10 protein-coding genes are annotated in these 12,841 nt (G+C 48.6%); 6 read left to right on the top strand and 4 right to left on the bottom strand.

Translation table 11 applies throughout. The features are described 5' to 3' along the window. The first annotated feature begins 12 nt into the window (after window positions 1-12). Window positions 13-1,266 (top strand): ammonium transporter, encoded by a 1,254-nt coding sequence (locus IEV19_RS12165; RefSeq protein WP_188371008.1) that lies wholly within the window; start codon window positions 13-15, stop codon window positions 1,264-1,266. Between the two features lie 109 nt (window positions 1,267-1,375). Continuing rightward, complete coding sequence (locus IEV19_RS12160; RefSeq protein WP_188371007.1) at window positions 1,376-2,416, top strand: outer membrane beta-barrel protein; 1,041 nt, start codon at window positions 1,376-1,378, stop codon at window positions 2,414-2,416. Window positions 2,417-2,491: 75 nt separating this feature from the next. Here IEV19_RS12160 and IEV19_RS12155 read toward each other — a convergent pair whose 3' ends face one another. Continuing rightward, a complete protein-coding gene (locus tag IEV19_RS12155; protein WP_188371006.1) occupies window positions 2,492-3,133 on the bottom strand; it encodes a DUF1684 domain-containing protein in 642 nt (213 codons plus the stop codon). A gap of 115 nt (window positions 3,134-3,248) precedes the next feature. Here IEV19_RS12155 and IEV19_RS12150 point away from each other — a divergent pair, with 115 nt between their 5' ends. Next, window positions 3,249-4,457, top strand: coding sequence for an MFS transporter (locus IEV19_RS12150; protein ID WP_188371005.1), 1,209 nt, complete (start codon window positions 3,249-3,251; stop codon window positions 4,455-4,457). Window positions 4,458-4,515: 58 nt separating this feature from the next. Here IEV19_RS12150 and IEV19_RS12145 read toward each other — a convergent pair whose 3' ends face one another. Beyond that, window positions 4,516-5,958 (bottom strand): alpha/beta hydrolase, encoded by a 1,443-nt coding sequence (locus IEV19_RS12145; RefSeq protein WP_188371004.1) that lies wholly within the window; start codon window positions 5,956-5,958, stop codon window positions 4,516-4,518. 132 nt (window positions 5,959-6,090) lie between these two features. Then, on the bottom strand, window positions 6,091-6,543 hold the full coding sequence (locus tag IEV19_RS12140) for an Lrp/AsnC family transcriptional regulator (protein WP_188371003.1): 453 nt from the start codon (window positions 6,541-6,543) through the stop codon (window positions 6,091-6,093). 119 nt (window positions 6,544-6,662) lie between these two features. Between IEV19_RS12140 and IEV19_RS12135 the strand changes: the two genes are divergently transcribed. After that, window positions 6,663-7,100, top strand: a complete 438-nt coding sequence (locus IEV19_RS12135; RefSeq protein ID WP_188371002.1) for a hypothetical protein — start codon at window positions 6,663-6,665, stop codon at window positions 7,098-7,100. Between the two features lie 8 nt (window positions 7,101-7,108). Here the strand turns inward: IEV19_RS12135 and IEV19_RS12130 are convergent, their stop codons facing one another. Beyond that, entirely contained in the window at window positions 7,109-10,573 is a 3,465-nt protein-coding gene (locus tag IEV19_RS12130) for a methylmalonyl-CoA mutase family protein (protein ID WP_188371001.1), read from the bottom strand. A gap of 141 nt (window positions 10,574-10,714) precedes the next feature. On the opposite strand from IEV19_RS12130, the gene purU reads away from it, so the two are divergent. After that, the gene (purU, locus tag IEV19_RS12125) at window positions 10,715-11,566 is read left to right on the top strand and encodes a formyltetrahydrofolate deformylase (protein WP_188371000.1); all 852 of its coding nucleotides are present in this window, start codon (window positions 10,715-10,717) and stop codon (window positions 11,564-11,566) included. Between the two features lie 152 nt (window positions 11,567-11,718). Further along, window positions 11,719-12,690 carry a carbohydrate kinase family protein gene (locus IEV19_RS12120; RefSeq protein WP_188370999.1) on the top strand — a complete coding sequence of 324 codons (972 nt, stop codon included), beginning with the start codon at window positions 11,719-11,721 and terminating at the stop codon, window positions 12,688-12,690. Window positions 12,691-12,841 lie beyond the last annotated feature (151 nt).

Genomic DNA, 12,841 nt, shown 5'->3' with positions numbered 1-12,841 from the left:
AAATTACAGAATATGGAAGCAGGATTATTTACAGCAAACAACATTTGGATGATGATCTGTACCGCTCTGGTATTTTTCATGCACTCCGGATTTGCCTTTTTGGAAATAGGACTTACGAGACAGAAAAACACGATCAACATTCTCTTTAAGAACATTTTTATCATTACGGTCGGACTTCTTATGTATTACATAGGCGGATTTAACCTGATGTACCCGGGATTCGCCGACGGATCTGCAGGAATCCTCGATTTTGCAGGATTCGGGATCGCAGCTCCAGAGAACGGGATGACACCCGAATACGCCGATGGGGGATATACCTGGTGGACCGATTTTCTCTTCCAGGGGATGTTCGCCGCCACGGCCGCTACTATCGTTTCAGGAGCAGTTGCAGAGCGGATCAAGATCGGGCCGTTTATGATCTTCGTGATCCTCTACGTAGGTCTGGTATATCCTATTGTAGGATCATGGCAATGGGGAGGCGGTTTCCTCTCAACCCTTGGAGGTGACGACGCCGGTTTTTACGATTTTGCAGGATCCACCCTCGTGCATTCAGTAGGAGGATGGGGAGCCCTTATCGGGATCTATCTCCTGGGTGCGAGGATCGGCAAATTTGGGGAAGACGGTAAACCCAAGGCTATTCCGGGACACAACATCCCATTGGCCACGGCAGGGGTACTGATCCTCTGGCTGGGATGGTTCGGGTTTAACGGTGGATCTGTTTTGTCCGGAGACCCTGAACTCACCTCTCTGGTCCTGGTGACCACGAGCCTGGCAGCAGCTGCAGGAGGTGTAGGTGCCCTTATCCTTTCAACCTTGCTCTACAAGAACCTCGACCTCACCATGTTCCTGAACGGGATCCTGGGCGGACTCGTGGGGATCACCGCAGGGGCAGATCTTATGTCGCCAAATGAAGCCGTGCTCATAGGATTTATCGCCGGATTGATCATTGTGCTGGGTGTTGCCTTTATAGACAGGATTCGACTTGACGACCCCGTAGGTGCCGTGACCGTTCACCTGATCTGTGGGATCTGGGGAACACTGGCTGTCGGTATCTTTGGCGCCAAGGCCGGAGGGGACCAGTTCCTCTACCAGCTGGCAGGAGTGGGAGCTGCAGCAACCTTTTGTTCCCTCACAGCCTTTATCATCTTCTACAGCCTGAAGAAGACCGTGGGTATCCGCGTCGCCAAGGAGGAAGAAGTAGACGGACTCGACCTGCACGAGCACGGAATGGATGCCTATGCAGATTTCAGAATGAACCAACATTAATATAAAAAGCGAACGGAGCGTTTGGCAGAACGCTCCGTTCATAACCTTTTCAACATTTCAACTTAAAACAGTATTAACATCCTGTAAACAGGATAACAAACACAGAAATATGAAAACGATTATTTATACAAATTTCGGAAAAAAATTACTCTATCTCACCATACTTTTCGTCGGCGTGATAGGATTAGCCCAGGAAGAGGAAGAAACATCAAGTCCGTTTTCCCTCTCCGGAAGTATTGATACTTACTACAGGACAACCTTTAACGATGCCGGACTGGCCACAACAGCTACCCCGACCTCCTTTGCGAATCAAACGGGATTTGCCCTGGGGATGGCAAACCTGATCGGAGCCTATGAAAAGGGAGACACCGGAGTGGTGGTCGACCTGGTCTTTGGTCCCAGAGGAACAGAGGCCACCTTTGAAAATGATGTGCTGAACGGTATCATTAACCAGGCCTACGCCTACTGGAATGTATCGGAAAACACTACCCTGACTATCGGGCGTTTCAACACCTGGGTAGGATATGAGGTAATTGCGCCTGCGGCCAACTTCAACTACAGTGTTTCCTATCTCTTTTCCAACGGACCGTTCTCCCATATGGGAGTAAAAGCCGACTTTGCCCTTTCTGATGACGTGAGTCTGATGGTTGCCGTAACCAACCCATGGGACACTAACGATATCAGTGCCACCGGGGAGTATGCCCTGGGAACACAGTTGGGCGTTCACGGGCAGTACCTGAACCTGTACTACGACAGCGGGTCTAACGGAGGTCTGGGCTTTGAGATCGATTATACCGGTGGGGTGGATCTGACGCAGGACTTTTTCCTGGGAATCAATGCTGCCTACAACAAGAACTCTGAAACGGATTCAGGATTCTACGGAGCTGCCATCTATCCCCAGCTGAAGACCTCAGATGATTTTGCTATCGGACTGAGAGGTGAATACTTCGCCTTTACCCAGGATGGTTTTGACGATGTTCCTGTTCTGGGACTGACCCTCACAGGAAGCTATACCAAGGAAAACCTGATCATCAAACCGGAAATCCGCCTGGATAGTTTTGGAGACGACAATGAACCCTTTTCAGACAGTGACGGGGCACCGACAAACAGCCTCTCGTCCTTCCTGATCGCAGCGATATACTCTTTCTAACAGCGAGTCTTTATTAGTTTTGTTTAGTTCGTTGATAAGCCCTGGCAATTTTATTGTCAGGGTTTTATTTTGGACTTATTTGAAGGCTTTCACACCTGCCCTCACCTCAGTCGAGAGATGGTTCTGGGCGGGAACAAGTGGGCAGGAATACTTTTTGTTATAGGCACAATAAGGGTTATAGGCCCTGTTGAAATCGATAACGAGCTGTTCTCCATCAGGAATGCTCAGGTCGATATACCGGCCCCCTTCGTAGGTAGATTTTCCATTGGTCTCATCCGTGAACGGCAGGAAGAGGTACTCTTCGTAACCTTCTTCAGTACTTAATTCCTGATTCTGATATACCTCCAGCTGATACCGCTGCCCTTTCAACTCAAAAGTCAAAACCCCGTAAACGACCTCCTCAGACATCCGGTCCGTATTGGTGGGCATCAGGAAGGGTATGGCCTCTGGGGTACGCGTGAGATCAGCCACGACCCGGAAGGTGGTGTCCGGATCAAAGAATTCCAGCCCTTCGAAATCCTTGCGGTAGCGGTCTGGCAAAGGAGATGATTCCGGGTTGGCAAACTCTTCATTCAATTCATTCTGGAAGGAGATGATAGAGGCTAATACACTATCTGCCGGTAGTTCTTTACGGGCGACCTCATCATGGTATTTCTTACCATCCCCACAACTGTTGAAGACCAAACACAGGAACAGGAGGCAAATGAAAACTCTCATATGTACACCATTTTAGTTCAAAAGTACGGAATAGGTCATTTTTTAGCTAGATTTAGATCGATGTAAAGGTGAGCCTTTACCTCCTGAAACAGCGGATCACGATACAGATATCCCCATGAAGTTGCTCTACCTCTCCTATCTAAATTCCTTTAAAGGACTCTCAAGGGAGGTTTGGTGGCTGGCCCTTGTCACGCTGATCAACCGCGCCGGCACCATGGTCATCCCCTTTCTCTCTCTTTACCTGACCCAGGACAGGGGCTTTTCCCTGGAGGATGTGGGAACCATCATGAGCTGTTTTGGCCTGGGCTCCCTCGCCGGAACCTGGCTGGGTGGAAAACTGACGGATCGGATCGGCTATTATAAGGTCATGGTGTGGAGCCTATTCCTCACCGGCGTCCTCTTTATCTGGCTTCAGATGCTGGAATCCTTTTATGCCATTTGCAGTGGGATCTTTGTCCTGATGGTTATTGCAGACTCCTTCAGGCCTGCTACCTATGTGGCGATGAGCGCTTACAGCAAACACGAGAACAAAACCCGGTCCGTGACCCTCATCCGCCTCGCCATCAACCTGGGGTTCTCAGCCGGACCTGCCATTGGCGGGGTCATAATAGCCTCTGTCGGGTATTTCGGGTTGTTCTGGATTGACGGAGTCACCTGCCTGCTGGCGGCACTTCTCCTCCTGCTTGTTCTCAATCCGAAAAAGGCGAAAGAATTGGACCAGGTTAAGAATGAAGCCCCCCGTTCTGCCTACAGCGACTATCCTTACCTCCTATTTATCGGAGCCATGGTCCTGCTGGGCCTCATCTTTGTGCAGTACTTTTCGACCGTCCCTCTCTTTTACAGTGAAATGAGATCTCTTAGCGAGGTTGGCATCGGGCTCCTTTTAGCCATGAACGGGTTTATCATCTTTGTCTTTGAGATGCCTCTGATCAAGTATCTGGAAACCTCCACCCTATCCAGGACGTCCCTGATGATAATAGGTCTGGCCATGACCACTTTCAGTTTCTTTTTCCTTACCATTGGTACCTGGACCGGTCTCCTGGTGATCGGCATGATCCTGATGACTCTCGGGGAAATGATCACATTTCCATTCTCCAGTGCCTTTGCCATGGACCGATCCCGTTCGGGCAGGCAGGGAGAATACATGGCACTTTACAATATTGCATTCTCCATATCCCATATTTTTGCGCATAACGGAGGTATGGTCTCCATCGCAAACTTTGGTTACAAGTCGACATGGTACCTCGCAATGATCATAGGAGTTATGGGAATCCTTTTGCTTTACGCCCTGCGTTACAGGTTACAGACAAGCAGGAAAAAATGATCAGAAAGCGATCTTGATAATTGGTATCGAATTCTGCCGGGCAGAAGAATACTAAGGGCTAATCCTCTATGAGATCGTACCGTGCATCCTTAAAGTACTTTTCGATGATCTCGTTAAACTCAGGGGTGATCCTCAATAGGGCTGTGTGCTTCAGCGTATAGAGGGCAGCCTTATCTGTGAAACCCTTCTTCAGCAGTTCCTCAAGGTAAAATAGAGCAGTTCCAAAATCTTCGTATTTGGCGCTGTCGGAAATGATGTTGAGGTAATTCTGATATTCCAGGGGAGCCGAAATGGTCTTGACCATCCACAGGTAGCTGAGAGCTTCCTCATTCACAGGGTTCTGGGCCTTTTCAAGTTCGATATTGTCCTCCACCAGGGCGTTCAAAAATCCCAGCAGGCGGTTCCCCATTTCTTTTTCAAAAGGGTCGTTACTCTTCCGAAACTTGTCTATCTCTCCCTTCTGGTAATTCCACCATCCCAAATTGTTGTAATTAAGGGTGAGCACATCGTCATTGAGGTTGAAGTCGTATTCCTCCCGTATGAAGTATTCCTTTTGCAAGTAACGATTTTGCTTACGCGACTGCACCTGGTATTCCTTTTCTCGCCAGATGAACTTCTTCCTTCTTTTCAATTCATCCAGATCGAGCAGTCCCTTGAATTTAGTGAGCATCTCATCAGCAAGGAAAGCCGCTCCCAGATAGTCCCCATTGGTCACCAGTTTATCCAGCTCTGCCATGTTACGGTTGTAATTACTGTTCACGTAGGTCGAATCCCTCGCGATATCCCCCTTGCTCATACTCTTTAAATTAAGGATCTCGAGGGCGCGCTGCAGATAGTCCTGGGGGGGCCACTCCGCCCCTCCTTCAAATACCATCAGGTAATCAACCATTTTTGACCTTCCAATGGCTTTAGTGGTTGTCCTGGTCATGCCGAAATCTTCCAGGAGATTATTGAAGTTGTGGTCTGATCTCCCCACTATGCCTATAAACTGAAATGGGTTTTTTGGATTAATCAATTCCTTGTAAGGAATGCCGGCACCACAGGAGATCACACCTTCCACCGGCTTGATCAGGGAAGCTACGATTGTAGCAAATTGCGCCCCGTCAGCCAGACCAGCCGTATAGGTCCGATTTTTGTGAATGGAAAACAAACTGAATACCCTGTTGAACATCCGGCTCGTCACCAGCGTATTCTGAACTATTGACAGGCTGTCGTGAATATCATTTGAGGCCGCTACAATAAACCCCTGCTCCTCCGCTACTTCCCTGAACATATGCACTATCTGTTTTCCACGTCCTTGCATATCCATGGCAAACAGGACAGGCCATTTTAAGGAAGGCTCGTAGTTTGTTGGAAGATAAACCGCAAAGGTTTCCGGAATGGAATCGTTGATGCGGACGGAATCCTGCACCATCCCTTTTCTGATAGTTAGTTCCTGAGAGCTGAGAGTCGACGGGGCGATACTGAACGCAATTAAGCAGAGAAAAAATGGAATTTTCATAGCATTGTATTCCTCAAAAATCCGGCCAAAAATAAATACCCTGTCCGGAAAAATGAAAATCGATTGATCCTTACATAGGAGGACAAGAGATTCAGGTAAATCAACTTCCTTATCTAAAGTTAGGAATAATTTTTATCCCCTTCTTTTTTTTATAGGGGCATCGGCCACAACGTCAGACAAAATAATGTGGGTCCGCGTCTCCCCGTATAGAATGAGTTTGTCAATAAACTTTTCCAGGTGAAACTGATCCCTCAGTATGACTTCCATGATGATATTCTCATTTCCGGTGATGCGATAACAATTCACCACCTCGTCCAGGGTCACTACCATTTCCAAGAAAGGTTTTAACTTCCCCATAAATGCCTTCAGGGTAATAATGGCCTTTAACTGATATCCGGCCATGGCATGGGATACACGGGCAAAATATCCGGTGATGATCCCGAGGTCTTCCATCTTTTTTACCCGTTCAGCAACTGCAGGAGGTGTAAGACCCACCTTCCTGCCAATACTCGCAAAGGATTCACGGGAATTCTCCTGCAAACACTGCAATATCCCCCAGTTCAATCGATCAATCTCTGTTTTCAAATTTTTTAACGTTGTAATTTTTGCTTTAATAAGCAAATTAAAAATTTATCTTTAAAATAAAAAGTGACTTCGATGAATTACCATGTAATTTTAAGTAGTTTAAGCAATGAAAAAGAACAATGTCCCAAAATCACCTAGGATCGCTTCCGATCTATAGAAAAGCTTTAGAGCTCTGTACCCTCAGTCAGGAGCTGGCTTCCTTCGTATCCTACAACAAAAATTTACTAACTCTCTACCAGTCTGACAGTCACCGGGATCACATTGCAGATTCTCTCATCACTGATGCGGTTCTGATCCCTCAGCAGATCGCAAGAGCGGAGACCTCCCCTTCTATGGGAGACCGAATGAAGAGTGCTACTTTTATCGGGATCATGCTCCGAAACATAAGTTCTTACTGCAATGGGCTGGAAAAGGACGGCTTGAGGGAAAAGGAGTATCTCAACCTGCTGAGACGTGAGATCCGACTCTTCCGCAGGTCTTTTAAAAAGTGGCGCAAATCTCTGGTGAGTTACAACCATCCCAGAGAGACCTGGCATTTCAGGGAATACCTCAGCTGACTTCTGTCTTACATGTTACGCCTGTACTGACCTCCCACCTGGAACAAGGCCTGGGTGATCTGTCCCAGGGAACAATACTTGGACACTTCCATCAATTTTTCGAAGATATTCTCATTCCGCACGGCAGCCTCCTGTAGTTCTTTCAACCCTTGTGCAGTCTTATCCCGATTGCGCTGTTTGAGATTATCCAGGGTGGTCAACTGCCTTTCTTTCTCTTCTTCCGTGGCCCTGATCACTTCTTTGGGCAGAGTAGTGGGCGATCCTTTGGAACTCAGGAATGTGTTGACCCCTATGATGGGGAATTCTCCATTGTGCTTCAGGGTTTCATAGTGAAGGCTCTCTTCCTGAATCTGCGAGCGTTGGTACATAGTTTCCATGGCCCCGAGTACCCCTCCCCTTTCTGTGATCCTGTCGAATTCCAGCAAGACCGCCTCCTCGACAAGGTCTGTCAGCTCCTCTATGATAAAGGATCCCTGCAGGGGGTTCTCGTTTTTGGCGAGGCCCAGTTCCTTATTGATGATCAATTGTATAGCCATCGCCCTGCGAACCGATTCCTCAGTGGGCGTTGTGATCGCCTCATCATAGGCGTTTGTATGTAGGGAATTACAATTGTCATAAATGGCATAAAGGGCCTGCAGCGTAGTACGTATATCGTTGAAATCGATTTCCTGAGCATGGAGGCTCCTTCCTGATGTCTGAATATGGTATTTCAGCATCTGCGCCCTGGGGTCGGCCCCGTATTTCTCCTTCATAGCTTTGGCCCATATCCTTCGGGCTACTCTGCCGATTACGGCGTACTCCGGGTCTATGCCGTTGGAGAAGAAAAAGGAGAGGTTGGGTCCGAATTTGTTGATATCCATACCCCTGCTCAGGTAATACTCCACGTATGTAAATCCGTTAGAAAGGGTAAAGGCCAGCTGGGTGATCGGATTGGCCCCTGCCTCGGCAATATGATATCCCGAAATGGAGACCGAATAAAAATTCCTCACCTTTTTCCCTATAAAATATTCCTGCACATCCCCCATAAGCCGTAGCGCAAACTCTGTCGAGAAAATGCAGGTATTCTGTGCCTGATCCTCTTTGAGGATATCTGCCTGGACCGTACCGCGTACCTCCTGCAGGGCCCTGGCCTTGATCGTCTCATACACGTCTGCCGGCAAAACCTGATCTCCCGTTACTCCCAGGAGCATAAGTCCCAGGCCGTCGTTACCCTCTGGTAGTTCTCCGGCGTATTTTGGCCGGGTATTTTCAAGGCCTTTATACAGGTAAGCGATCTTTTTCTCAGTTTCTTTCTCAAGACCGTTCTCCCTGATGTACTTCTCACAGTTCTGATCGATGGCGGCATTGAGGAAAAATGCCAGCAGCATTGGCGCAGGCCCATTGATGGTCATACTAACCGAGGTCATGGGATTCGTCAGGTCGAACCCGGAATACAGTTTTTTCGCATCATCCAGACAACAGATGGAGACTCCTGCATTTCCGATCTTCCCATAAATATCCGGGCGTTTTCCCGGATCATTCCCATAGAGGGTGACCGAATCGAAGGCAGTCGACAGCCTTTTTGCCTTCATGTCTAGGCTGACATAGTGAAACCTCCGGTTGGTCCTTTCAGGTCCGCCTTCCCCCGCGAACATCCGGGTGGGATCTTCCTCCGTTCGTTTAAACGGATACAACCCCGCAGTATACGGGAAACTCCCAGGGACATTTTCCTGCAAGGTCCACCGCAACAGGTCGCCCCAGGCCTCGTATCGCGGCAGGACAACCTTGGGGATCTGCAGATGCGAAAGGGACTCTGTGTGGGTTGCTATCTCGAGCTCCCTGTTTCGCACCTTAAATCGATATACAGGTGCCTTGTAGCGTTCCACCTGGGATTTCCATTGAATTATGGTCTTCCAGTGATGGGGGTCCAGGTTCAGTTTTACCGCGTTGAATTCAGCGATAAGCAGCTGCAACAGTTCTTTTTTTCCCTCCGGAACGTCCCTGTTCAGGGCCTCTTCATCCAGGCCTGTATCAGTGAGATAGGGCCAACCGGCCCCTTCGCCTGCTTGCTCTTTATTACCGGCGATGGAGATCACGCTCTTGTATAGACCGAAAAGGGTTTGGGCTGTCTTGCTCTGGGTACCGGCCAGCTGATCATAGGCACGATTACTCTCGGCGATCTCTGAGAGGTATCTCGTCCTGGCGGGAGGAATAATATATCGTTTCTCCGGTTCTTCTCCTTTTATTTCAAAGGAGGAATCAAGCGTTCCCCCGGCCTTCTCCTTCAGGCTATGCATGACGGCCTTGTAAAGGCTGTTCATGCCCGGATCGTTGAATTGGGACGCTATGGTTCCGAAAACCGGCAGGGATTCAGGATCCGCATCCCATAAGTTGTGGTTTCTGGTGTACTGTTTCCTGACATCCCTGAGGGCATCCAGGGCTCCGCGTTTATCAAATTTGTTGATGGCCACCAGATCGGCATAATCGAGCATGTCGATCTTTTCCAGCTGGGTGGCAGCTCCGAATTCCGGGGTCATAACATAGAGCGAAAGGTCGCTGTGTTCAATGATCTCCGTGTCTGACTGGCCAATACCCGAGGTCTCAAGGATGATCAGGTCGTACTGAGCGTGTTGCAGGATCCCGATGGCTTCTCCCACGTATTTGGAAAGGGCAAGGTTCGACTGGCGGGTGGCCAGCGAACGCATGTATACCCGGTCGCTATTGATGGCGTTCATCCGTATCCTGTCGCCCAGGAGGGCGCCGCCGGTCTTCCTCTTTGATGGGTCAACGGAAACTATTCCTATATGTTTATCTGAAAAATCGAAAAGGAACCGCCGGACGAGTTCGTCTACCAGGCTCGACTTCCCTGCCCCTCCTGTTCCGGTAATTCCAAGCACGGGAACAGGATTCTCAGGTTCACCCAGTGTCTTTACCAGTCCCTCGAATTCATCGTGCCTGTTCTCTGCCAGGCTGATCATGCGGGCGATAGTGGTCACGTCCTTGTCCCGGAGTGAAGTAGCCAGATCTTTTCCCCTGGGAAGTTCGAGGGGAAGCGTTTTAAAGTCCGACTTTTCAACCAGGTCATTGATCATCCCCTGCAATCCCATCTTCCTCCCGTCATCCGGAGAGTATATCCGAGTGATACCGTATTTCATGAGAGATTCTATCTCCTCCGGCAGGATCACTCCTCCTCCTCCACCAAAGATCTTGATATGGCCGGCACCCCGTTCCCGGAGCAGGTCGTACATATATCGGAAATACTCATTATGCCCACCCTGGTAGGAGGTCATAGCGATGGCATTGGCGTCTTCCTGAATGGCACAGTCCACCACCTCGGCAACCGAACGGTCGTGCCCGAGATGGATGACTTCCACGCCCGTAGCCTGGATAATGCGTCTCATGATATTGATCGCTGCATCATGGCCATCGAAGAGAGAGGCCGCGGTAACGATCCTGATCTTATTTTTTGGCGTATAGGTCTTAATTTGCTCCATCACTAATAAACAGTCCTTTTCAAGGGTGCAATTTACGATAAACGCAAAAATTATTCCCTTCTGTTTAGAATTTTATAATAGTCGGGGCGACTTTTGGTCAACCTACTCTTTGTAGTAATTTTACCCTCAAAGCAGAGAGTTTTGAAAGCCATTTTTCTCATCCATTGCCCGGATCAAACAGGGATCATTAGTTCTGTAACCAGTTTCATTCACAGGGGAGGCGGAAATATCACCTATCTCGATCAGCATGTAGACGAGGAAGCCGGGGTATTCTTTATGCGCCTTGAAGTTGATTTCTCTGAAGGCAGTCTTCCTGCAGATGAGATAGAAAATCGTTTTGAGAAAGACCTGGCAGGGCCTTACGCAATGGAGTGGAGTATGCATCTCAGGGAGAAAAGGCCCAGGATGGCGCTCTTTGTGAGCAAATACAACCATTGTCTTTACGACCTGTTGATCAGGTATTCTACCGGGGAGCTCAAGGCTGAAATTCCCCTGATCATCAGTAACCATGAAGATCTCAGGCACATTGCCGAACAGTTCGGGATACCCTATCATTTCATCCCTGTCTCAAGGGAAACCAAGGCAAAAGCTGAAGAAAAACAACTGGCACTCCTGAGAGATAACAAGGTAGATTTCGTGGTGCTGGCGCGATATATGCAGATCGTGACCGAAAAACTGATCGCCGAATATCCCAGCCGCATCATCAACATTCACCATTCTTTCCTGCCGGCCTTTGCAGGGGCTAAACCGTATCACGCCGCCTTTAATCGGGGGGTGAAGATCATAGGAGCCACCAGCCATTACGTGACGGAAGAACTCGATGCAGGTCCCATCATAGAACAAGACATCACCCGGGTATCCCACGTACACAAGGTGAACGATTTTATCGAAAAAGGACGGGACCTGGAGAAACTCGTCCTCTCCAGGGCGGTGCAGCTGCACGTCAACAGGAAGACGATGGTCTACAACAACAAAACGGTGATCTTCACGTAGAGCACTGAGCGTAAAGGTGATAGCCGACCTTTGTCAAATCAGTTCATTCCTATCTTTATTTTTCATAAATTACCCTCCAATCTAAGACGTATTTAAAAAGGGAAATACTCACTGTAAAAGACGCTTCCCTGGTAAGGAGATCAGTTAAGGTTATGACGAAAATTGCGGTTCTGGGACCCATCCCCCGAGACACCATCATCACCCACCACAAGGAGACCATCAAAAAGTATGGCTGCGTTTCCCATCCGGTCATTGCCCTGGCAAAACTGTTCGGCAAGGATGGCACAGTGTACCCTGTGTCACATGTACACGAGGTGGACTACCAAAACATCATCGACCTCTTTGCCCCTTATGAAAACATCAACACCCGCCATATCTCCAGCAAGCACGACAGAGGAACGGTCATAGAGCTCAAGTTTGTAGATCAGAATAACCGACTGGAGCGGCAAACCGCATGCATGAAGCCCATCGTCCCCAAGGATATCAAACCCCTGGAAGAAATGGATGCTTATGTATTTATCCCTATTACCGATTTCGAGATCTCGATGAGGACCCTGAGGTACATCAAGAAGAACCGGAAAGGCCTGGTCGTCTTCGACGCTCATGGCCCTACCACCTCTATGGGTATGACAGGTGACAGGTATCGAAAATTCTGGGTAGATATGGATGATTGGCTGCGCTACATCGACATCCTCAAGATGAACCTGGAAGAATCTCAGGCCTGCTGGTTCAAGCGGGAGTATTCTTCTGATGAGATGACGAGTTATGATGAGGACCGCACAGAGCACCTCGACGAGATGGCCGCTCACGTCCTTAAAAAAGGGGTGAAATACTTCTATGTCACCCTTGATGCCAAAGGATGCGTGTTCTACACCAAAAAGGGCGGAAAAATTGAGAAAACCCTGGTCAAATCCATTTATATGGAAAATGTGGTAGACACCACGGGATGCGGGGATTCCTTTGCAGGTGGACTTGCCTATGGGTTTGCTGTTTACGGAGATCCCGTAAAAGCAGCCGAGTACGCGAATGCTTTAGGCGCCCTCAGAACACAGGGCAAAACCTTTGATGTATTCAAATCCAAAGCGGAAACAGATGCTTTGATCACCGAGCATTACGGCAAATAGACTTTCTTCTGATTTGATCCCATACAGAACCTGAGTTTGCAAGCAAGGTTCGGCTTTTTTAAGAGCCCTTTTCTATCCTGCAATAATTCTACAAAAAACTCGTTAAAAGAATAAAGACACAGAGAGGTAACTTTCTGGTAATCTTAGCTTA

The sequence above is a fragment of the Muriicola marianensis genome (genome assembly GCF_014638095.1).
GTDB classification, from domain to species: Bacteria; Bacteroidota; Bacteroidia; order Flavobacteriales; family Flavobacteriaceae; genus Muriicola; species Muriicola marianensis.
Note: the sequence above shows the minus strand (reverse complement) of the source record. Positions and strands in the feature narration are given on the sequence as shown.